22 protein-coding genes are annotated in these 21,755 nt (G+C 38.4%); 15 read left to right on the top strand and 7 right to left on the bottom strand.

What is annotated here, in order from left to right; all coding sequences use genetic code 11:
* Window positions 1-74: 74 nt before the first annotated feature.
* The 8 genes from K9V48_RS16355 (at window position 75) to K9V48_RS16320 (ending at window position 7,059) form a co-directional block, all read left to right on the top strand.
* A complete protein-coding gene (locus tag K9V48_RS16355) occupies window positions 75-1,499 on the top strand; it encodes a sucrose-specific PTS transporter subunit IIBC (RefSeq protein ID WP_224140101.1) in 1,425 nt (474 codons plus the stop codon).
* Between the two features lie 77 nt (window positions 1,500-1,576).
* The gene (locus tag K9V48_RS16350; RefSeq protein WP_224140100.1) at window positions 1,577-3,046 is read left to right on the top strand and encodes a sucrose-6-phosphate hydrolase; all 1,470 of its coding nucleotides are present in this window, start codon (window positions 1,577-1,579) and stop codon (window positions 3,044-3,046) included.
* Window positions 3,047-3,066: 20 nt separating this feature from the next.
* Window positions 3,067-4,041 (top strand): carbohydrate kinase family protein, encoded by a 975-nt coding sequence (locus tag K9V48_RS16345; RefSeq protein WP_224140099.1) that lies wholly within the window; start codon window positions 3,067-3,069, stop codon window positions 4,039-4,041.
* Window positions 4,042-4,819: 778 nt separating this feature from the next.
* A complete protein-coding gene (locus K9V48_RS16340) occupies window positions 4,820-5,488 on the top strand; it encodes a uracil-DNA glycosylase (RefSeq protein WP_224140098.1) in 669 nt (222 codons plus the stop codon).
* Window positions 5,489-5,621: 133 nt separating this feature from the next.
* A complete protein-coding gene (locus tag K9V48_RS16335) occupies window positions 5,622-5,780 on the top strand; it encodes a uracil-DNA glycosylase (RefSeq protein WP_224140097.1) in 159 nt (52 codons plus the stop codon).
* A gap of 37 nt (window positions 5,781-5,817) precedes the next feature.
* On the top strand, window positions 5,818-6,120 hold the full coding sequence (locus K9V48_RS16330; protein ID WP_224140096.1) for a YwdI family protein: 303 nt from the start codon (window positions 5,818-5,820) through the stop codon (window positions 6,118-6,120).
* A gap of 103 nt (window positions 6,121-6,223) precedes the next feature.
* On the top strand, window positions 6,224-6,502 hold the full coding sequence (locus tag K9V48_RS16325) for a hypothetical protein (RefSeq protein ID WP_224140095.1): 279 nt from the start codon (window positions 6,224-6,226) through the stop codon (window positions 6,500-6,502).
* A 185-nt stretch (window positions 6,503-6,687) separates the two neighbouring features.
* Window positions 6,688-7,059 carry a DUF423 domain-containing protein gene (locus K9V48_RS16320; RefSeq protein ID WP_111615980.1) on the top strand — a complete coding sequence of 124 codons (372 nt, stop codon included), beginning with the start codon at window positions 6,688-6,690 and terminating at the stop codon, window positions 7,057-7,059.
* Between the two features lie 175 nt (window positions 7,060-7,234).
* Here the strand turns inward: K9V48_RS16320 and K9V48_RS16315 are convergent, their stop codons facing one another.
* From K9V48_RS16315 to hemQ, 3 genes are all read right to left on the bottom strand, one after another.
* The gene (locus tag K9V48_RS16315; protein ID WP_224140094.1) at window positions 7,235-8,212 is read right to left on the bottom strand and encodes an NAD(P)H-dependent flavin oxidoreductase; all 978 of its coding nucleotides are present in this window, start codon (window positions 8,210-8,212) and stop codon (window positions 7,235-7,237) included.
* A gap of 423 nt (window positions 8,213-8,635) precedes the next feature.
* Entirely contained in the window at window positions 8,636-9,064 is a 429-nt protein-coding gene (gene gerQ, locus K9V48_RS16310) for a spore coat protein GerQ (protein ID WP_410429719.1), read from the bottom strand.
* 650 nt (window positions 9,065-9,714) lie between these two features.
* Window positions 9,715-10,467: a hydrogen peroxide-dependent heme synthase gene (hemQ, locus tag K9V48_RS16305; RefSeq protein ID WP_224140092.1), complete on the bottom strand. Its 753-nt coding sequence runs from the start codon at window positions 10,465-10,467 to the stop codon at window positions 9,715-9,717.
* A gap of 256 nt (window positions 10,468-10,723) precedes the next feature.
* Between hemQ and K9V48_RS16300 the strand changes: the two genes are divergently transcribed.
* Window positions 10,724-11,104: a DUF4183 domain-containing protein gene (locus K9V48_RS16300; protein WP_224140129.1), complete on the top strand. Its 381-nt coding sequence runs from the start codon at window positions 10,724-10,726 to the stop codon at window positions 11,102-11,104.
* A 99-nt stretch (window positions 11,105-11,203) separates the two neighbouring features.
* Here the strand turns inward: K9V48_RS16300 and K9V48_RS16295 are convergent, their stop codons facing one another.
* A complete protein-coding gene (locus K9V48_RS16295) occupies window positions 11,204-11,587 on the bottom strand; it encodes a DUF4183 domain-containing protein (RefSeq protein WP_224140091.1) in 384 nt (127 codons plus the stop codon).
* A 342-nt stretch (window positions 11,588-11,929) separates the two neighbouring features.
* Between K9V48_RS16295 and pta the strand changes: the two genes are divergently transcribed.
* Together pta and lipL are read left to right on the top strand one after the other, a co-directional pair.
* Window positions 11,930-12,898 (top strand): phosphate acetyltransferase, encoded by a 969-nt coding sequence (gene pta, locus K9V48_RS16290; protein ID WP_224140090.1) that lies wholly within the window; start codon window positions 11,930-11,932, stop codon window positions 12,896-12,898.
* Window positions 12,899-13,085: 187 nt separating this feature from the next.
* Window positions 13,086-13,940: an octanoyl-[GcvH]:protein N-octanoyltransferase gene (gene lipL / locus K9V48_RS16285; RefSeq protein ID WP_224140089.1), complete on the top strand. Its 855-nt coding sequence runs from the start codon at window positions 13,086-13,088 to the stop codon at window positions 13,938-13,940.
* Between the two features lie 33 nt (window positions 13,941-13,973).
* On the opposite strand, the gene K9V48_RS16280 is transcribed toward lipL, so the two are convergent.
* A complete protein-coding gene (locus K9V48_RS16280; RefSeq protein WP_224140088.1) occupies window positions 13,974-14,813 on the bottom strand; it encodes an EcsC family protein in 840 nt (279 codons plus the stop codon).
* A gap of 655 nt (window positions 14,814-15,468) precedes the next feature.
* Window positions 15,469-16,242 (bottom strand): RsfA family transcriptional regulator, encoded by a 774-nt coding sequence (locus tag K9V48_RS16275; RefSeq protein WP_224140087.1) that lies wholly within the window; start codon window positions 16,240-16,242, stop codon window positions 15,469-15,471.
* 540 nt (window positions 16,243-16,782) lie between these two features.
* Between K9V48_RS16275 and K9V48_RS16270 the strand changes: the two genes are divergently transcribed.
* Window positions 16,783-18,081 carry an HD domain-containing protein gene (locus tag K9V48_RS16270; RefSeq protein ID WP_224140086.1) on the top strand — a complete coding sequence of 433 codons (1,299 nt, stop codon included), beginning with the start codon at window positions 16,783-16,785 and terminating at the stop codon, window positions 18,079-18,081.
* A gap of 717 nt (window positions 18,082-18,798) precedes the next feature.
* A complete protein-coding gene (locus K9V48_RS16265) occupies window positions 18,799-19,320 on the top strand; it encodes a YwgA family protein (RefSeq protein WP_224140085.1) in 522 nt (173 codons plus the stop codon).
* A gap of 173 nt (window positions 19,321-19,493) precedes the next feature.
* Here the strand turns inward: K9V48_RS16265 and thmT are convergent, their stop codons facing one another.
* Window positions 19,494-19,679 carry a 2-hydroxymuconate tautomerase gene (gene thmT / locus K9V48_RS16260; RefSeq protein ID WP_224140084.1) on the bottom strand — a complete coding sequence of 62 codons (186 nt, stop codon included), beginning with the start codon at window positions 19,677-19,679 and terminating at the stop codon, window positions 19,494-19,496.
* Window positions 19,680-20,256: 577 nt separating this feature from the next.
* Between thmT and K9V48_RS16255 the strand changes: the two genes are divergently transcribed.
* Together K9V48_RS16255 and K9V48_RS16250 are read left to right on the top strand one after the other, a co-directional pair.
* Window positions 20,257-20,928, top strand: coding sequence for a site-2 protease family protein (locus K9V48_RS16255; protein ID WP_224140128.1), 672 nt, complete (start codon window positions 20,257-20,259; stop codon window positions 20,926-20,928).
* Between the two features lie 71 nt (window positions 20,929-20,999).
* A complete protein-coding gene (locus K9V48_RS16250) occupies window positions 21,000-21,515 on the top strand; it encodes a YwhD family protein (protein WP_224140083.1) in 516 nt (171 codons plus the stop codon).
* The last annotated feature ends 240 nt before the right edge of the window (window positions 21,516-21,755 follow it).

The raw sequence follows: 21,755 nt of genomic DNA, 5'->3' as shown, positions 1-21,755 counted from the left end.
TCAAATGGAACCGGTTCTATTTTACACCTAAACGGAACCGGTTCCAAAAATAGATATAGTAAAGGGTGATCAATTTGGATTATAAAAATATAGCAAAAGATGTTCTTAAAGCTATCGGTGGCAAAGAGAATGTTTCAGCGGCTGCCCACTGTGCAACTCGTTTGCGTCTTGTATTGAATGATGAGGATAAGGTAGATCAGAAGGCATTAGATGAAATGGATATTGTCAAAGGCACCTTTTCAACAGGTGGTCAATACCAGATCATACTAGGTGCAGGTACAGTGAATGAAGTATATAAAGATCTTGCAAAACTTACTGGACAGACTGAAATGTCAACAAGTGATGTAAAAAGTGCTGGAGCGAAGAAAATGAATCCACTCCAACGCTTTGTTAAGATGCTATCAGATATTTTTGTTCCAATTATTCCGGCGATCGTTGCTGGCGGTTTACTCATGGGAATCAATAATTTGTTAACGGCTAAGGATTTATTTATCGCTGGAAAGTCATTGATTGAAGGATATCCGGAAATGGCTGATTTAGCAGCACTTATTAATACATTTGCTAATGCTGCCTTCGTATTTCTGCCAATATTAATTGGTTTCTCCGCGACAAAACGATTTGGCGGGAATCCCTATTTAGGTGCAACACTCGGTATGTTAATGGTTCATCCAGATCTATTAAATGGCTGGGGCTATGGAGAGGCATTAACTAAAGGGGAGATCCCTGTTTGGAGTATCTTTGGTTTTGAAATCGAAAAAATAGGTTATCAGGGAACGGTTTTACCGGTTCTTGTTGCTTCGTTTATTTTAGCTAAACTAGAAACGCTTTTAAGAAAAGTTATTCCTTCTGCTTTAGATAATTTATTAACGCCATTAATTTCAATTTTTGTGACAGGAGTTTTAACGTTTACGTTTGTTGGACCAATCACTCGTACAGCCGGAAACTTAGTAACGGATGGTCTTGTATGGATGTATGATACAACAGGATTTGTTGGTGGGGTGTTATTTGGTTTATTCTATGCACCTATCGTAATTACAGGCATGCATCACAGCTTTATTGCTGCTGAAACACAATTATTAACTGATATGGCAAAAACGGGTGGTTCATTCATCTTTCCTATTGCTGCCATGTCAAATGTTGCACAAGGTGCTGCAACACTTGCTGTTCTATTAGTAACACGTGATGCAAAAGTTAAAGGTACTGCTTCTGCCGCTGGTATTTCCGCTTTACTAGGGATAACGGAACCCGCAATGTTCGGTGTGAACTTAAAACTTCGCTATCCATTCATCGGAGCAATTGCTGGATCAGCAGTTGCAGGCGGATTTATTACATTCTTTAAAGTAAAAGCAACTGCACTTGGTGCAGCTGGATTACCTGGAGTTATCTCAATTCAACCCACTTTAATTTTATTCTATATCATTGGTATGGTTATTGCCTTTGCAGTTGCATTCGCAGTAACACTTATTCTAGCTAAACGAGATCAAATGAAACAAAACTAATGTATGTGAAGAAAAATGTTGCAAATAAAGGGGGATCACACGATTCTCCTCTATTTGTATTTAAGGAGCACGTTAAAATGGAATGGACTAGAGAACAGAGATATCGCCGTTTAGAAGATGAAGATAGTAAAAATATATTAAAACTTGAAGAAACGGTAAATAGCTGCCCGTGGAGACAAGTTTTCCATATTCAGCCCAAAACAGGACTACTTAATGATCCGAATGGATTCTCCTTTTACAATGGAGAATATCATTTATTCTATCAATGGTTTCCATTAGGACCAGTACATGGGTTGAAATATTGGTACCATACAAAATCAAAGGATCTAGTAAACTGGGAGAATGCTGGGGTAGGGATTGCACCTGATCATTTTTATGAAAGTCATGGTGTCTATTCAGGTAGCGCGATTGAACATGAGGACAAATTATATTTAATGTATACAGGAAACGTGCGTGATGAAAACTGGGAGAGACACCCATACCAATGTTTGGCTATAATGGATAAAAACGGAGTAATTAGTAAGCTGGATTATCCGATCATAGCTGACGTTCCATCCGGATATACAGACCATTTTCGAGATCCAAAGGTCTGGAAGGATGGAGAATATTTTTATGCTGTTATAGGCGCACAAAGAGAAGATGAAACAGGCTGTATTGTCTTATATCGTTCGAAGGATTTAATCGATTGGGAATGTAAAGGTGAAATGAACACAGCGTTGCAAAACTTCGGTTTCATGTGGGAATGTCCAGATTATATTGAACTAGGTGAACAGGGTCTCCTTATTTTTTCACCACAAGGATTAGATGCTAGTGGTGATCATTATCACAATATCTATCAATCTGGTTATTTGATTGGTGAAAAGCTAGACCTTGAAGCACGAACGTTCAAACATGGTCAGTTTCAAGAGTTAGACCGAGGATTTGATTTTTATGCACCACAGACAATGGAAGATCCAGATGGACGCCGCATCATGGTTGGCTGGATGGGCTTACCGGAAATCGCTTATCCAACAGACAAAAATGGTTGGGCACATTGTTTAACATTGCCGAGAGAGTTGTTAATAAAGAACGATAAATTGATTCAACGACCAGTGAAAGAACTTCAAGCTCTTCGTAAACAGCAGATTGAGGTAAGTGATAGAATTGAAAATGAAAAGAAGAGCTATCAAGGGATTGCTGGTACAACGTATGAGCTAATATGTGATGTTAAAGAACTAGATGCAGATGAATTTGGTATTGAATTCCGTGCAAATGGTGAAGAAAAGACAGTTTTTAAATATGATGTCAATCAGAAAAAGATTATTTTAGACCGTTCTTTATCAGGTGAGCCTGTTGGAGAATCATACGGTACTGAGCGAAAATGTCATTTTGATCAACAGAATATTAAAATTCATTTATTTGTAGATACATCATCTGTTGAGATTTTTATTAATGATGGCGAAGAAGCATTTACAAGTCGAATTTTTCCACATGCTAACAGTGATGAAATCTACTTTTATGTAAAGAATGGAACGGCATCATTTACAGTGGATAAATGGGATATCTAATCTATTTAGAGGTGATTTGAATGGCAAAATTGTTTTCAATTGGTGAAGTATTAATTGATTTTATTCCTTTACAAAAAGGTAAAGCATTAAAGGATGTTGTTACGTTTGAACGCGCGCCAGGCGGTGCCCCAGCAAATGTTGCAGCAGCAGTTGCTAAATTAGGAGCAAATTCTGCGATGATTTCGAAGCTTGGTCTTGATGCTTTCGGTGATTTCCTCATAGAAAAACTAGAAGAAGTAGGAGTAAACACGGACACTGTGTTTAGAACAAAGGCTGCAAATACTGCTTTAGCGTTCGTATCGTTACGCGAGGATGGAGAACGTGATTTTTCATTTTATCGAAATCCATCAGCAGACTTATTACTAGATGAATCAGAAATAAATGATGACTGGTTTAATGAGGGAGATATTCTTCATTTTTGCTCAGTTGATTTAGTTGAAAGTCCTATGAAAAAAGCGCATGTGAAAGCAATCAATGCTGCGATTTCAAAAGGTGGTTTAATCAGCTTTGACCCAAATGTTCGATTGCCACTATGGGACAATCCAGAAGACTGCAGAAAAACAATTTTGGAATTTATTCCGAAGGCACATCTTGTGAAAATTTCTGATGAAGAGCTTGAATTTATTACAGGGATTTCAAACATTGAAGAAGCGATTCAGTCTTTATTTGTTGGACATGTAAAAGCAGTTATTTTTACAAAAGGCTCACAAGGTGCGGATGTATACGTGAATGGAAACAAGTTTGAATCAACTGGCTATAAAGTCGATGTGCAAGACACTACTGGTGCAGGAGATGCATTTATTGGTGGGGTGTTGTATCAGTTGCTTACGAAACAGGCGAATCAGCATAATATAGAAGAAATATTTGAGAAATCACACATAGAAATTTTAGCATATGCAAACGCAAGTGGTGCGCTAACGACAACAGGGAAGGGTGCCATAAGTTCACTCCCGACAAAAGAGGAAATTAACGAGTTACTATTAATTAGAATATAAAATAAGAAAACATGACCAGCTTTGGTTATGTTTTCTTGTCGTTGTCCCAACATGGGTGCAGTCTATAGTGTGAAAGTTTCAAACTATGAAGGCGGAAGTAGCAGTAGTTTAACACAAGGGTGTCTGTGTTGAAGCAGAACCTGAAGGAAGCGAGCGGCACCCCCTGACACATGAACTTCATATAAGGCTAGGTATCATTGGACGAGTTTTCCATACAAATCAAAGTCTCATTACTTTGGGGAAGTATATACAACTTATCGAAAATACTCTCCTTCATGAATGCACTATTGCTTGTGTCATGCACATAAATATCCTCAGCACCATACCCTTGACCTTAAAGATTTTCACGTACTTCAGTAGTTGTACACCACTTTCAGCGAAATATGTCTTCATCATCTCGTTTTATCGATAGTAACGGGCAGTAAAACCCTGACCTCTGTTCTTTTAGTCAATCAAAGAAGCGAGGATGAGGGATAAATGCCCGTAAAAACTTTATAATAATATTACGCATATAACCTTTCTAGAGGGAATTGGTGATTAGACATAGATGAAGCTACGATATCTAACAAAGAAGATTTCACCTATAAAATCAGCTCTATACTTTGCTAAAATAAAAGGATAGATTGTTAGAAAAAAGTGATGAATAGGAAGATATCAATTGTGATTACAACCTATTATAGGTAAACTAAGCCTGCGCCAGAAAAACGAGAAGCAGAAGCTGAGATAGCTTGCACTAGGCAATCACTTCGTTAGCGATTAGTAAATCAGGAGGAACAGGATGCAGCAATTCATTAAAAATGACTGGTCAGCATTACTAGCTGATCAATTTGAACAACCATATTTTAAACAGCTAAAACAATTTATCAACGAAGAATACAATGAAAAAATTGTTTTTCCGAAACGAGAGCATATTTTCGCAGCGTTGAATACGACGCCTTACCATTCTGTAAAAGCAGTAATTGTCGGTCAGGATCCTTATCACGGTGATGGACAAGCACAAGGCTTAAGTTTTTCTGTGCAACCAGACGTAAAGCTACCACCGTCACTTCGAAATATTTTTATTGAGCTCCAAGAAGATATCGGCTGTGGCTCACCACCAAATGGTTCATTATTAAAATGGGCAAGCGAAGGTGTATTGTTATTAAATACAGTATTAACGGTAAGAAAAGGTGAACCGAACTCCCATAAAGGGAAAGGTTGGGAGCATCTAACAGACGAAATCATGAAACAATTGAACAAACGAGAACAACCAATTGTTTTTATTTTATGGGGGAAACACGCACAAGCGAAGAAGCAATTCATTACTTCATCACAGCACCATATAATTGAATCCCCTCATCCAAGTCCATTCTCAGCTAGGAGAGGATTTTTCGGAAGTAAACCTTTTTCTAAGACAAACGTTTATTTAAGGGAGCATGGTCTTAGAGAAATTGATTGGTGTTTATAAGGTAAGGGGACGGAACCCGCTTACCGTGTAATTACAGTTAAAATAGTTTTGGGATAGATTAAGTTGGCATATAGGCAACATAGTGGAGGACTAGATTGCTTTACACAAGTTTTGAAATAAGGGAGTTAAGCGGATGGAAAAGCCGGAAGCAAACTGTGTGAAATGTACCCATTTTTATATAACTTGGGATACTAAGCTCCCAAATGGTTGTCGTGCATACGGATTCAAATCAGCACGCAGGCCAGCGATCATGGTGAAAAAGTTATCTGGCAATCGCGTGTCTAAAATATGAACAGAAGGCAATCAAGTCTTAAGTGGAGGTTTTAAACGTGAATATACATGTATCAAAGCTACTCCAAAAAATGGAGGAAGAGCTAGTTAAAGCGAAACAAAGTGGAACAGATAAAGAAATGAGGGAAAGGCTAGTCGTTATTCAATCTTTGTGTGAAGTCATCTTAGAGGAAAAGTCTAGTTCATTACCAGTAACTTCACCAATTTCAAACGAAATGAACCAAGCGGAGCTGCAAAAAATGATGGGGAATCTTTCAACTGTTGTAAAGCAGCAACCGACAATTTCTTCTACTCCTTACAAGGAAAATGGTGCAAACGGTGATTCACTCTTTGATTTTTAGTGAATGCACATTGCTATAGGAATGGCAAACAAATCGAAGAAATCCATCATATTATAACCTGATCGGGACACACTGATAGTAAATCCGGGCAGGAGGTTATACTATGACATTCGATGACTTGTTTGATCTGGGGTTGTTTAGCGGTCCATCTTATTCGCAAATATCCCATGATCGATATGATGTATATGTAAACCAAAACTATATTGGTCAGAAATCATTATTAACTGCACAGGAATCAGTCCAAGATATTGATGACTTTTTAAGGAACGAAGGATACAGTAATTTTCAAACGTTTATAGATGGAGATCATTATTATATAAACGCAGTTGGAAATGAGCATGAGGTAGCAAATGTTTTACACGTATACTTGCAAAATCGTTAGGGGCCTAGAGTATGGCTCCTTTTTAAATGAAAGGCTAGGGACGAAGACCTGGTTGGGCTTCACTTCTAATTGAAGGTAAGCTTTTCTGGAGAAAGAATCGTCATAAAATTCCCATATTATAAAGTTGAAAATGAAGGATTGTGCGGTAAGATGAAAGAGTAGCAAATAAGGGAGGTGTTGGAGATTTGAAGCTTTTTCTTATTTTAGGTGCGATTAATGCCTTTTTAGCTGTTGGGTTAGGGGCATTTGGGGCACATGGATTAGAGGGGAAAATCCCTGAAAAGTACATAAAAACGTGGCAAACAGGGGTAACGTATCAAATGTTCCATGCAGTTGGTTTATTTGTCGTTGCCTTATTAGTGGACAAATTTTCGAATGTTGGATTAGTAACAACGGCCGGATGGTTATTTCTAGCTGGAATCATTCTTTTCTCAGGTAGCTTATATGTGTTAAGTGTAACGCAAATCAGTGTATTAGGAGCGATTACCCCTTTAGGTGGACTTGCCTTTTTAGCTGGATGGTTACTTGTAGGATATGCCGCAATTCGTTATTTATAATGTGAAATGAACCATCAATGGGGACTACATCCCTTTAAATGGTTCATTGAGTTCCAATCAGGAAAATACGGATTTACAAAGTTATTGATAGTCCGATAGATAAAGCCTAATTTCTTACCATAAACTTAAGAAATTAGGCATTTTTATCGTTTAGCGTACTATAAATAAAGGAAAATTATCTATGGTTCTTCTCTCCGAATAGCATACCTATACGGCTCTGTTCTTTTTCTGCTGTAGCAATCATCTCATCAAACAATTCCTGTACTGTAGGAATTGTGTTGATGAGACCGATTACTTGCCCGACCCATCCGAAACCTTCTTCTTCATTTCCATCATAGATATACTTGCAGTTAGCTTGACCGCTAATCATATCTTTCAGGTCCTCATAGGTTGCTCCTTCCTGTTCACGTTCGATAATATCCAGCGTATATCCTGTTTTAAGGACTCGTCCTGGTGAGCCTAATGTTTTCTTAATAATCACTGTATCCGTCTCATTTGCATGAAGGATTGCTTGCTTATATTTCTCATTTGCATGAATGCACTCTTGAGTAGCGATAAAGCGAGTACCCATTTCAATTCCTTCTGCTCCAAGTGCAAAAGCCGCCAATAAACCTCTTCCGTCGCCAATGCCCCCGCTAGCTAATACTGGAATGGATATGGAATCTGTGACACGAGGAATAAGGACCATTGTACCAAGATCATCACGACCTAAATGTCCTCCGCCTTCCTGTCCTACCGCCATGACAGCGTCAGCACCGAGTTCTTCTGCTTTCTGTGCCTGTCTAACCCCTGATACAAGAACGAGGGTTCGAATGTCTTTTCCTTTAATTCGTTCAAAAACAGGTTGTGGGTTACCTCCAGTTATCGAAATAGCTGGAACCTTTTCCTCGATGACCACTTCAAGCAATTCCTGATATTGCCCGTCGTGCCTTGCAATGGCAAAGTTTACACCGAACGGCTTATCAGTAAGTGCCCGTACTTTACGAATTTCCTCCCGGAGTTTTTCGGGTGTCCGTAGCGTTGCCGCAGTAATTTGCCCAAGCCCCCCTGCATTAGATACTGCTGCCGCCAGTTCAGCATAAGCAAGGTATGCAAGTCCTCCTTGTACGATTGGATATTTAATGCCAAAAATCTCTGTTACTCGTGTTTTCATCGTTTTTTCTACTCCTATCCTAAGGTTCTAAGGTACATATTCGAGATGGTGATGGATAATCCTGTAATTATTTTTGTGAAGGGGAGTGAAAGAATGATGAGGATTTGTAGGAATGTAAAATTTTATAGACAAAGATAGACCCATTAAAAGCTTGTACAGTTAATGTCTACACGGTCTTCTAATATCGATAGATTTTGATTAACATCATTAAAGAGCGGTCTTACAGATAATAATACCAAGCGAATTTTATCATTCTTAGCCGTTATGTGTAAAGAGAATGAATAGGCTGACTCAAAGGAGTCAGCCTATTCAAAGGATAAGAAAGTATAAGTTTTTTGACTTAGTTTTCGTGTCCAACGCAAGCGTCCGGCCCCTCTTGGGTCTAAGCCTGAGGCTGAACAAGGCGCTTGCGCTTTTCTTAATTTACCTCGGTGGATAAGAAGCTAACGTATTCTGAATGTCGTAATTAATCTCTCCATCAAATGTTACATAGTCTAAGTAAACCATTAACAGTAAATAACGCATTCCTGTCTGTGGGTCGCTAAGGATGAGGTGATCACGGCCGGCTGCTTCGACCACACCTTTAAAGATCTTCGCATTCCATTCACGATTGTTTTCAAATGTCATATAAACAGTCGCTACTTTCCCACGATTCAAGCGCAAAATATTTTCAATATATGATTCCTCTAGCGGTAGCATGCCTGGTATGTTTTGAGTTGGACTTGGCTGTGTTGGCATTGGAGGTACTTGGAATCCAGGCTGAGATGGACCGAATTGACCAGGAGGTGGATATGTAGGATATTGTGGATATCCTACTCCTGGTTGCATTAGCATCGGCTGAGCTCCTGGCATCCCTTGCATGTCATAGCCATAAGGTTGAGCTTGAACTTTTTTGTTTGCCATAAAGATAACCCTCCTCAAAAAGTTAGTATAAACAGCCGAAAAATTTGAGTGAAGTAGAACGGAAGTAATATGATGCCAAACGACCTGCATTTCACACTGAATCTCGACAATAACCGGCTAGTTTGAAGAATCATCATAAGAAATTCAGGGAACAAAGTCCGTTTTCCTCTATAAATTCACATGGTAAATCAGAATCACTGTTGCTCTGCTTTGAATCCCCCAGGATGTTGAAAGAGTTCGTAACATTCACCTTCAAACTTTGTACATTCATACGTATGTACAAGAAAAACAACTTATGACCTTTCGGGAAAAATTACAAAGGAGAGGGTGAAATAAGGATGTTTTCTAAATGATTGTTGTTTTTTGATGGGAGAGAAGCCCGAATCAAGGAAAAAGAGCCAAAGTGGTCACGAATAAAGGGGGAACGTGCCCAATTTTAGAAAAAAGTAGCCAAATCAGTCACTGTTGAGGGCACTCTATACGACAATAGCAACAAAGGTTGCGAAAACAGTCAAAAATAAAGACGAAAAAACTGACTTTATCGTTCGGCTCAATAAATGGGCTTCATTGATAAAATCAGTTTTTGTTCGTTTTAAACCTTATTTCACATGAAAGAATGAAGGTAGTTTTGAATCGCTTAATCGATTACCTACAAAGAATGAACCGAATTCTCCGTAGCGGGCACTTACTTCGTCAAAGCGCATTTCATAGACAAGCTTTTTGAATTGCAGAACATCGTCTGAGAAAAGCGTTACGCCCCATTCATAATCGTCAAAGCCAACAGAACCTGTAATGATTTGCTTCACTTTTCCTGCATAAGAACGACCGATTAACCCGTGGCTCTTCATTAAGTCACGACGCTCTGCCATAGAAAGTGAGTACCAGTTATCATTTCCTTGACGGCGCTTATCCATTGGATAGAAGCATGAATAGTTGGCTTGTGGCAGCTTTGGATATAATCTTGAGCGAATATGTGGATTTTGATAGGGATCTTCGTTGCTTTCGCCAGCTAAATAATTGCTTAGTTCAACAACAGAAACGTAGGAATATGTAGGAATAGAAAATTCCGCCAGCTTCGTTTTGTTAAACTCAAGCTCAATTTCATTAAGCTCCTCCATCGTTGGACGTAAAATCATAAGCATAAGGTCCGCTTTTTGCCCAACAATTGAATACAAAGCATGACTACCTTGCTCAGCATTCTCTGTTACAGTCCACTTTTCAAGAAGCCCTAAAAATTCATGGATGGCAGCTTGACGCTCATCACTTGTTAATAGCTTCCATGCTGACCAATCAATTGAGCGGAAATCATGTAAACAATACCAACCATCTAGTGTTTGTGCTGCTTCACTCATTACTACTCACTCCTATTAATTAATTCATTATGTACATTTTAACTATATCATAGTTTGGCCATTCATCGATGTGAATAAAACTTGAACGACTGAATGGAATGATGAACAGAGATTTCTATTAAAGGTGCAAAATGGGGGAACAAGAATGATAAAACCCAATTAATCAAAATTGGCTCATCGCTTGAACAAAGTCACTATGCATATCATATGTTAAAAATAGGGAGTTAATAATAGTAAAAGGGTTTGGTTGACCACAATGATCCCCCATAATAAGAAACATGTTGTTTCCGTGCGAAAAGTCTATGATTCAATCCAGTCTACCTCAGTGATGCAATTCAAAGTAAAGATGGATCTGACTGGTAAAGTGATTAAGACTGATACTTATCAGTATAATGCATTATCAGATGGAGAAAGTTTTATATACACAAATGAGAATGAGCTGAAAGAATACGGTGATCGTGGAATTCTCGATCCAAAAACTGTCTCTTATATGAATCTCTTTATAAATGGTCTATTACAACCTCCAAATACGTATGAGGTTAAAAAAGGGGAGCTACGTTTAAAGACAATTGATGTTCCACAAAAAAACACTCCAATTACTCTTCAATTTATTCGCTTTAGTTTCAATAGAAAGTAAGCTGATAAGAACTAAAAAAGAGGAGACGACTCGCTTATCAATAGTCGTTTCCTTTTTTGGTGAATAAAAGAAGCAAATGAAGCTAAGGTGCATGTTGCTTTAGGTTTCAACAGTTGTTGTTGAGACTGGAACAAAGTTTACGATTTCTAATACAATTGGTGTATTTGCTAGAATTGGTTCACCTGCTGCAGGTACTTCGATATCTAACGAACCAACTCCAGTGGCACCAGGTATATACGTCGATATATCTTGCATTTGTAAAACACCATTGATATTAACATTGAAGTAACTATTATTAGTAGCTAGTGTTGGAAGAGTAACAACTGCATTACCAAGATCATCGAAAAAATCTGCTGCATCAATCGATAATGTAGTTCCAGCAGCAGTTTCTGCTGTTGTTACATGGAAGAATTTCACTGGAGCTGGAGCCGTATCAGTAGTAGTTGTTGCAGTAACTAGCAGTTTCATAAGTTGTAAAGCCATTAAGGTCCCCCCTTTTGAAAGATAGTAAACGTATCGATACCATCATATGGTTTTTGATAAATATCTGTTTGGACAATAAGTTTATTATTTTAACTTTTAGAAAAGTCTAATCCTCACTTACCGGTGGTAAAGTGTGCATACTTCTTTTTTATATGAGGTATTACAGCGTGAAATTGAGGCTCGTGGTAATCAGTAGAATCGGTAGTATGAATTTTTAGTATATTGGGAAATTAAAGACTTTTTAATGTGAGCGCTATTAATCAGCTGTAATGTTTGAAATTACTAATAAGTGGAGTATTCTAGTGGATAGGTAATACTATTCAAATTTGGGAGGTTTCATAAGTGTCAGATTTATTTTCAGCGATAAAAGAAAAAGTGAGCGGACAACAGATTAAAATTGTTTTCCCAGAAGGATTAGATGAACGAATTTTAACAGCCGTTAGCAGACTAGCTAGTGAAGGTATACTTCAACCAATACTTATCGGAAATCAACAAGATGTGGTAAACAAAGCAAACGAATTAAACTTAACATTAGATGGTGTAGAGATTTATGATCCACATAATTTCCCTGAAATGGATGAGCTTGTTGCTGCATTTGTTGAAAGACGTAAAGGGAAAGCGACAGAAGAGGATGCACGTAAAATTCTTTTAGATGAGAACTATTTTGGGACAATGCTTGTTTACCTAGAAAAAGCTCATGGACTTGTAAGTGGTGCTGCACACTCAACAGCAGATACTGTCCGTCCTGCTCTACAAATTATTAAAACAAAAGCAGGAATTAAAAAGACTTCAGGCGTCTTTATCATGGTTCGTGGTGATGAGAAATATGTGTTTGCAGATTGTGCAATCAATATCTCACCAGACAGTCAAGATCTAGCAGAAATCGCTGTGGCTAGTGCACAAACAGCTAGCATGTTTGATATTGATCCGCGTGTTGCGTTATTAAGCTTTTCAACGAAGGGTTCAGCAAAGTCACCTGAAACGGAGAAGGTTTCTGAGGCAGTGAAAATTGCAAAAGAGCTTGACCCAAGCCTAGTATTAGATGGCGAATTCCAGTTTGACGCTGCATTTGTTCCTTCAGTAGCTGAGAGCAAAGCACCTGGTTCAGTAATCAAAGGTGATGCGAATGTCTTCGTATTCCCAAGTCTTGAAGCAGGAAACATTGGCTACAAAATTGCGCAACGTTTAGGTAACTTTGAAGCAGTTGGTCCAATCCTACAAGGTTTAAATAAACCAGTCAATGATCTATCACGTGGTTGTAATGCGGAAGATGTTTATAAATTGGCGTTAATTACAGCTGCACAGGCATAATATTTATGCCTTTTTCACACTCATCATAGCAAAAATGATCACAATAAAGAGCATCGATTTCGATGCTCTTTATTGTGATAAAGTATAGATAGTAAAATCAATAGATATTCATTGTTGGTTTCTCCCTTACCCAATCGTTAATGCTATAATAAAAAGGCTATTAACGATTGGGTAAGGGAGATAGAGCATGAGTTTTTTATCAGCAGATTCATTAATCAACCAGAAGCAGTGGCGTTTTATCGACCACTCAAGCTTAGGACCACAATTTGATGCCAAGCAATCATTTGCCATCGATGATACGCTGTGTGCAAGTGTAGGGAAGGGTGAATCTCCTGCAACAGCAAGGACGTGGGTGCATCATCAAACAATCGTGCTTGGTATTCAAGATACGAAACTTCCCTATTTGGAAGAAGCGGTGAATTTCTTGAAGAACATGGGGTACGACGTGATTGTCAGAAACTCTGGTGGACTAGCTGTAGTCTTAGATAATGATGTATTAAATATTTCGCTTATTTTTCCTGAAAGTGAAAAGGGAATCGATATTAATCGTGGGTATGATGCAATGCTAGATTTGATAAAGGAAATGCTTAAGGAGCATGGAGCGGTCGTTGAGGCAAGGGAAATTGTCGGTTCTTATTGTCCTGGCAGCTATGATTTAAGCATAAATGGGAAAAAATTTGCCGGTATTTCGCAACGGAGACTGCGCAGGGGAATCGCTGTGCAAATTTATCTTTGTGTGGCAGGTAGTGGAGAAATGCGTGCGGAATTGATCCGACAATTCTATCAAATTGGCTTAAAAAATGAGAAAACAAAGTTTGACTTCCCAACCATTGTTCCTGAAACCATGTCATCGTTAAGTGATTTATTGAAAATCGATCTAACAGTAGAAAACCTTCTATTTCAGCTCTTAACGACATTAAAGCAGCATAGTCAACAATTAATCCCATCTTCATTATCGTTTGATGAGCAGTTGCTGTTTCAACAAAATGCAATAAGAATGAATGACCGAAATGATAAAGCTTTTCTTAAAAAAGAAAAATAGAGGGTTTGATTGAAAGGTCAAACCCTCTAGCCATTATATGTTTGATGGGGCTTGAGTCTTAATGTCAGCACGTTCATGATCTTCGAGTCTTTCTAGTATTCTTCTTTTCCGATAGAGCATCATACCTGTTTCAGCTAAATCATGAATCATTGATCGATTTGTCAGTGCCCCGAATACCATTCCTGCGATTGGAACCATTTGGAGAAGTTTTTTCCATCCAAATTGATCACGGTACGTATAAACAACTTCCCGCCATCCTTGTAGTTGAGAAATCATTTCGTTATTTTTTGCATTCTCCCGCTTATAAAATGTTGATAATTCATTTAAGATTGCTTGTTTTCCTACAACATCTGCAGATGAGAACTGTAGGCATTTTACGATGAAAATCCGTTCGTCATGGTTTTTAGGGTCATAGCCATAAGCAATCGCAATTTCCTGAAGTGTTTTTAATGAAAGACCAAGTAAGACAGGAATATCAACGGCTAAGGTGAAAATACCACCGATCCCTGTTGTTGCCCCTTGAATCGTTGCAAGCTTACTGCGATTTGTTTTTAATTCTTCGCCAACAGCATCCATCGTTGAGAGTGGAAGGGAGGAAACATCTGACATGATAAGGTCCTCATGTTGCGAATGCTTACGTAGCTTCGCTAAAATCAACTTTTCCTGTGTTAAATACTGTCCACCTGTCTGAACAAAAGACCCTAGTTCGTCTAGTAAAAGACCAATTTTCTTCTGGATAAAAGCAGGGGTGATCTTATCTAAAAGTTTAAATGGAATCCGGCCAATCCTTTCCCAAAACCAAAGTCCCTTTTGATCCTTTTCCCACTTTTCAATGGACTGTAACTCCTTTTGTAACCAATCGTTCGTTTCCACAACATTCCAACTTTCATTTTGTATTTATCATAAATAGCCAACGGTTTAAATTTCATATATGTTTTTACGATTGAACGTAAAATAGGTTTCAAAAAGTTGATCAGGATGTCAATTGAAATGCTATGTAAAAAAGACGTGGAAGCATTCTCACGTCTTTTTTGCTGGTTGGTCATGTCAAAGCTATAACTGAGGCTAAGCGCACGACATCCAGCTCCAGCGCCTAGCCCCTCGAGGTCATAAGTCACTTTTGAATTGAAGGTAAAAAACACCTTCTATTCAAAAGCGTCTTATGCTTGTCGGGGCTGAACAAGGCGCTTCCGCTTTTGAGCAAGGATAAGAAAAGTATAAATTTTTTGACTTAGTTTTCGTGTCCAGCTGCAGCGCCTAGCCCCTCGCGTTCATAAGCCAATCAGGAATTGAAGGTAAAGAACACCTTCTATTCCTGATTGGCTTATGCCCGTCGGGTCTGATCAAGGCGCTTCCGCTTTAGTATTTAAGGATAAGAAATGTCTGTTTTGACAAAGTGTTTGTGTCTAGCTGCAGCGCCTAGCTCCTCGTGTCATAATTCACGCAGGAATTGAAGGCAAAGAACACCTTCTATTCCTGCGTGAATTATGCCAGTCGGAGCTGAACGAGGCACTTCCGCTTTTCGTTGTTACTCAGCCATTTTTTCTAAATTCCCGTTTCGATCCATTTTAAAGGTTGTGGCAGAGGAGCGGTCTTCTTCATCGAATAAGACTAGTTTTCTTGCACGATTCATAATTTTCATCAATGTTTCATAGTCTTCTTGAACGGTTACAGTATCTTGTTCAAGTCGTTCAACTTGTTTTTGTAACTCTTCATTTTGGGCTGTAAGTTCATGATTTTCTCGCTTTAAGCGTCTATTTTCACTCATTAAAGCCTCTGAATGCTCGTTATTTGATTTATAAGAATGCAAGAATGCAATAACATGATCCATCGATATTCTACTAGGTGTCACTGGTTGCTGCTGTATTCTTTCTTGATTTGGTTGCGTGTTTGTTTCTGGTGCTAAATGTTGTAAATTTGTTGTTACATCCTCATCAGCTGGCATTACTTCGGCCATATGACTCTCTAAAGCTGACATCATCGTAAGCTCTTCCTGCTGGTCAAAATCAGTAGTTGGCATATCTGGAGAGTATAGAAGTTGTTTCTTAACTGGCTGTCCTTTTCCTAGTGCTCTCATTCTTTGTTTACGTTGTTTCTTCGCTAGTTGAAGTGCCTTTTCATAATCATGTCTAACAACAGCATTCCAACGAAATCCACATGCAGCCGAAGTGCGATTTAGCTTATCACCAACTTCTTCGAAAGCGTTTAATTGTGTACTACCATCGCGAACATGCCTTAAAACTGTTTCGGCTAGTAATAAATCATTCTCTTGGGACCATGCGTCTTGTCTTTGTTTCATCATTTTCCAACTCCCTATTATAAAATAGATTTTTATACAATTAATTGTTATTTAGCATGGACAATGTTGAGCAATTATATACAAAGTTCTTAAAAGGATAGTAGACTTTTTATTAGTGCAATATATCTTTTACCTTTAGAATCTACTATTAACGGAAAAATAATCCATTAAGTCAGTGGAAACTTAAGGAAGATGCAGCTGCTATCTTGCATTACGGGTGGATTAACCGTAAAATACCTGTTAGCATCAACGAGAATCGGCACAGATCAACGCGAAATGAACAAAAGCGAACAAAATAAAATCATCATAATTAACGTCATAAAAAGGTGATCTTTTCTTGCTGTAGAAGTAATATATAACGAAATTAGTTCTTTACAACTGGATTCCTTTTTATAAACTTTATTTCAGGTGAATGAACTGTTTTGCAAGATTATGGGTGTGAATATCCACTAGAAATCGATATAATAAAAGAAGCAATATCTTATGTTTGGTCCATTTACTAAACTAACAAGAGAGAAAAGTCAGAACGGAAGAGGGAAGGCAATGAAAAATAGTAAATTGTCTGAAGAAAAGGTATTTAAAGATCCCGTTCATCGCTATGTACATGTTCGTGATAAACTCATTTGGGATCTAATAGGTACAAAGGAATTCCAACGACTAAGAAGAATTCGTCAACTAGGTACGACCTTTTTAACCTTCCACGGTGCTGAACATAGCCGCTTTAATCATTCTTTAGGTGTGTATGAAATTGTTCGACGGATTGTGGATGATATTTTTAAAGGTCGGCCAGAATGGGATGATGAAGAGAGACTGTTATGTCTTTGTGCTGCACTACTACATGATTTAGGGCATGGTCCATTTTCACATTCGTTTGAAAAGGTGTTCCATCTTGATCATGAGGACTATACACAGGCTATCATTCTTGGCGATACAGAGGTTCATTCTGTGTTAAAAGCTGCGGGTGACGATGTTCCGAAGAAGGTAGCTGAGGTAATTGCAAAAACGTATCAAAACAAACAGGTTGTTAGTTTAATATCTAGCCAGATTGATGCAGATCGCATGGATTACTTACAACGAGATGCCTACTATACTGGTGTTAGCTACGGGCATTTTGATATGGAGCGCATTCTCCGTGTGATGCGTCCTCGTGAAGACCAAGTTGTCATAAAAAGCAGTGGAATGCATGCGGTCGAGGATTACATTATGAGTCGTTATCAAATGTATTGGCAAGTATACTTTCATCCTGTTACTCGAAGTGCTGAAGTCATACTGACAAAAATACTCCATCGAGCAAGACAACTACACAAGGAATTTTACTCCTTTAACTATGATCCTATACATTTTTATTCGTTGTTCGAAGATGAAGTGACATTAGAAGATTATTTAAAATTAGATGAATCGATTGTTCTATTCTATTTCCAAGTATGGCAGGAAGAGGAGGATCCAATCTTACGTGATTTATGTCGACGATTTATGAATCGTCAGTTGTTTAAATTTGTTGAGTTTAATCCTAATGAACAAATGATGACATTAATTGAACTAACAAACTTATTTAAAAAGGCTGGCATAGATCCGGATTATTACTTAGTAGTCGATTCCTCATCAGATCTTCCGTATGATTTTTATCGACCAGGCGAGGAAGAAGAACGATTGCCAATCCACTTACTAATGTCTAGCGGTGACATCAGAGAAATATCAAGAGAATCAGAAATAGTCGACGCAATCTCTGGGAAAAGAAGAACAGACCATAAACTATATTTCCCACTAGATTTACTCGAGGATTTTTCAACAAAACGAACGGCCAAGAAGAAAATACTTGAATTATTAAAGTTGGATAAATGAAGACTCCCACCACTTAGGATAACGCCTTGAAGTGGGGGTTTCTAATGTATCGAACATGTCTGAACGCTTAACATTAGTGGAGTTGACACAGTGGTATGCTAAAAACACCCAACCCCTCTATCCCATTGGTCTTGCCTTTGGGACTACTTGTAAAGTTGCGTGAAAGCCTATGCTTCACGTTAAAACGTGGCTTAGCTGTTTGGAAAGGCTTGAACATTTTATGTGGCAAAGCAACGATTCTTGCCACATAAAATGTTCAGTTATCAAAGGACAACTTACAAGATTATTTTGTTGTAAGAACGCATGTTTGTATATGCAAAAAGGCGATTCACCCCCTCCCTACTTATTGGGCTATCGCCCTCTACATTCCTTGAGGAAGGGGTACTCTCGCCTAAAACTGATAGAAAAAAAGCGGAAGCGCCTTAATCAGCTCCGACAGGCATAAGACGCGCCATAATCGAAAGCGTACTTTGCTTTCAATTATGGAGTAGCTTATGACCCCGAGGTGCTAGGCGCTGGAGCTGGATAAATAGAAAAGCGGAAGCGCCTGATCAGCAAAAAACAGATAAGCCGCTCATGAAAAGATGGGGTCCCTACCTCTAATTCGTGAGTGGCTATAACCTCTGGCTGATAGGCGCGATTTGAGCGCGACGAACGAAGTATAGACCTTATACTCGTTATCCTTGAACAAAGAAAGAGTTAGGAGATGAAGGGGTATTGATGAAAGAACATGCTAAGTTGATGAAGGTTATCTTTTCAGCTGGTGAAATCGTTGGTCGGAAAAAGCTACAAAAGATGATTTATATAGCAAAGAAAGTGAATCTTCCCTTTTATGAAAAATACAATTTTCACTTCTTTGGACCGTATTCAGAGGAGTTAACCCTTCGAATTGAGGAGCTATGTAACTTAGGCTTTTTACACGAAGTTCATGAAAAAAAAGGTGGCTACTTTCAATATCGCTATTCATTAACAGATGCCGGTAGTGACTTTTTACGTCATTATGACGTCGAAATGCCACCACTGAAAGATTGCATACTTGACCTGAATGAACAAAGCTCAAGGTTTCTAGAGCTTGTGTCAACGGTATTATTTTTTGATGGATTAGAGCGAGAAGAGGTAAAAGAGAAGGTATTTACTTTAAAAAGCAAGCAGCGTTATACAGAAGAAGAAATTTTAGAGGCTTATCATTATATCGATAAGATCAAAGGAGTAGTTGCAGAAGAGCTCGTCAAGGATTAACTTGGCGAGCTTTTTCATGTTTAGGAATCTCGTACTGTGGCTAAGCGCACGACATCCAGCTCTAGCGCCTAGCCCCTCGAGGTCGCCACTCTTGAATAGAAGGTAAAATAGAACACCTTCTATTCAAGAGCGTCTTATGCTGTTCGGGGCTGCTTGAGGCGCTTCCGCTTTTCTTATTGATCACTTAATCGTTTGCCGTTAATTGCATAATTGCCTTTATTCATTTCTTCAATAAAGACAGTGATTTTTTCAGGTGATGCATCGATTGTTTCAGAAACAGCTGCTGTTACTTTTTCAACCAATGCTCGCTTTTGTTCATCTGTTCTTCCTTCTAGCATTTTCACTGTGACGTATGGCATTGTATTCATCTCTCCTTAAATGATGTATGGGCTTGTAAATGAAACCAAAAAAATGCGAATAAGCCTGTAAATATAGTATACTTTAATCGAAAACGTTTTGCATAATATGTTAAGCTGCTAATGGTTAGAGTCCAGTCCAATCAGTTGAACATTTTAGTCTAAAGGAGAATGAGATGGATAATGTCAACTACCCACCACTTAGCTAACGCTTGAAGTGGGGGCTATTAAAAAGTCCTAGTTGTCTAGCCTAAGTCTTTCGAAGACTACGTTATCCTTCATGTAGAAACCTACGGATGATTCCCTAGTCTGTAGATCTTTCGTGGCTCTCTAAACAGTTCTGAGGGGAAGGAACAGTGAACCACAATGCGAAGGTTGGATAACATTGGCGAAGGGAAACCACTCCTGCAAAGGAGGAACACTTAATATTAGTGTTCAAAACCTTAAGGCTAACCCCTGACCGAAATTCATCCCCTCCCTACCGTTGGGCTGTGCCCTTCGCACACTTGGGGAAGGGGACTTCTTTCAGAAAACTGTTGAATATTTTAGTCTAAAGGAGACAAGGATGGATAATTTAAATATAAACAGCTTTTTAGCATTTCCACTCGAAATGATTCCATATGTGGTCATTACATTGATCATCGCATTCACAATTCATGAATTTGCGCATGCATATGTTGCCTATAAATTTGGTGACGAAACGGCAAAAAGACAAGGGAGGTTAACCTTATCTCCACTTTCACATTTGGATCCTTTTGGGACACTGTTAATTTTTATTGCAGGGTTTGGATGGGCAAGGCCGGTTCCTGTTAATCGTTATTTTTTCAAAAGACCGCGTTTGGCTGGCGTGCTTGTTTCTGTTGCTGGTCCAGTAAGTAACTTGGTGCTTGCCTTTGTTGGGACAGCTATCTGGTATATTCTCTTAGCAACAAATGCTCTAGTAGCATTGCCAATAAATTATGTAAACAGCCTTGAGGATTTCTTTAATATCTTTGTATCACTGAATGTTATGTTGTTTATCTTTAATTTACTTCCATTTCCGCCATTGGATGGCTATCGAATTATTGAGGATCTTTCCCCAACACATATTAGAGCGAAGATGACTCAGTATGAAAGCTATGGAATCATTATTTTTTTGATACTAGTAATTACACCACTTGATGGTTACATCATCCAGCCGATTTTTGACGTTGGTAGAGCAATCGTGATGGGGATGTTTCACTTACTATTAAGTCCAATCATCATGGGATAAAGCGTGACTTCCATCTATGATGGGGGATTACCGTCCGTTCATACGGGAAAAATGATAAAGGAGATTCAAAAATGGAACAAAATAAAAAGAAAAAAAGTATTGGCTTTAATATTATTAAAAACGATCCAACTGATGGCCATAAAGGCTTTGGTATTGGTGCACTTAGTCTTGAAAACGTCTCACCAGTATTTATTGATGTTGAAGAAGGAGAGGCATTCGTTGATATCGGCGCCATGCATGCAAGAAGCGTTGTTGAAAAGGGGATTAAATTCCTTAAGAACAAAGAAGAAGTGCCTAATGGAAAACCATATTGGCTAGTGTGGGTAACGATTGATCGGAAAGTGGAAGGTCCTTATTATGCTGGGGTTACAGCGTGTGAGCTGACAGTTGACCGTTCGATCAGAAGAGGGTACAAATCGCTTCCAGAACATGTAAATCGAATGGACAAATCAATGAAGCGACATATCATTGTTGACCATATGGATAATCGCTCAAAGGAAATTCTTTCTAATTACTTAAAAAACCATGATAAAAACATGTGGGAACTCTCTGAGCAAAAATTAAAAGATGATTTAGAAGTAAACTGATTTTGTCCAAAATGTGACATTTTTGTGAATAAGTAGACAAAACATTGTGATTTTTCTGTGAAATTAGTAGACTGAATATACAGTATAAAACTAGGACACGAAAAACCCCGGACAATGTGATGCACCCCAAAAGTTAGAGTCAGAAATCTAACTTTTGGGGTGTTTATTTATGACTAAATATAGTGATGAATTTAAGATTATGGTAGTTCAAGAATATCAAGAAGGAAAACTTGGATATCA

This window comes from Metabacillus rhizolycopersici (genome assembly GCF_020075705.1).
This window is presented reverse-complemented; position numbering and strand designations above follow the sequence as displayed.

Excerpts from the sequence above, each read along its gene's own strand:
- K9V48_RS16325 (WP_224140095.1), top strand. The coding sequence starts at position 6,224 with ATGACATTCGATGACTTGTTTGATCTGGGGTTGTTTAGCGGTCCATCT.
- K9V48_RS16275 (WP_224140087.1), bottom strand. The coding sequence starts at position 16,242 with ATGATGAAACAAAGACAAGACGCATGGTCCCAAGAGAATGATTTATTA.
- K9V48_RS16350 (WP_224140100.1), top strand. The coding sequence starts at position 1,577 with ATGGAATGGACTAGAGAACAGAGATATCGCCGTTTAGAAGATGAAGAT.
- K9V48_RS16315 (WP_224140094.1), bottom strand. The coding sequence starts at position 8,212 with ATGAAAACACGAGTAACAGAGATTTTTGGCATTAAATATCCAATCGTA.
- K9V48_RS16300 (WP_224140129.1), top strand. The coding sequence starts at position 10,724 with ATGATCCCCCATAATAAGAAACATGTTGTTTCCGTGCGAAAAGTCTAT.
- K9V48_RS16345 (WP_224140099.1), top strand. The coding sequence starts at position 3,067 with ATGGCAAAATTGTTTTCAATTGGTGAAGTATTAATTGATTTTATTCCT.
- lipL (WP_224140089.1), top strand. The coding sequence starts at position 13,086 with ATGAGTTTTTTATCAGCAGATTCATTAATCAACCAGAAGCAGTGGCGT.
- K9V48_RS16295 (WP_224140091.1), bottom strand. The coding sequence starts at position 11,587 with ATGGCTTTACAACTTATGAAACTGCTAGTTACTGCAACAACTACTACT.
- thmT (WP_224140084.1), bottom strand. The coding sequence starts at position 19,679 with ATGCCATACGTCACAGTGAAAATGCTAGAAGGAAGAACAGATGAACAA.
- K9V48_RS16270 (WP_224140086.1), top strand. The coding sequence starts at position 16,783 with ATGAAAAATAGTAAATTGTCTGAAGAAAAGGTATTTAAAGATCCCGTT.
- K9V48_RS16340 (WP_224140098.1), top strand. The coding sequence starts at position 4,820 with ATGCAGCAATTCATTAAAAATGACTGGTCAGCATTACTAGCTGATCAA.
- K9V48_RS16335 (WP_224140097.1), top strand. The coding sequence starts at position 5,622 with ATGGAAAAGCCGGAAGCAAACTGTGTGAAATGTACCCATTTTTATATA.
- K9V48_RS16250 (WP_224140083.1), top strand. The coding sequence starts at position 21,000 with ATGGAACAAAATAAAAAGAAAAAAAGTATTGGCTTTAATATTATTAAA.
- hemQ (WP_224140092.1), bottom strand. The coding sequence starts at position 10,467 with ATGAGTGAAGCAGCACAAACACTAGATGGTTGGTATTGTTTACATGAT.
- gerQ (WP_410429719.1), bottom strand. The coding sequence starts at position 9,064 with ATGCCAGGAGCTCAGCCGATGCTAATGCAACCAGGAGTAGGATATCCA.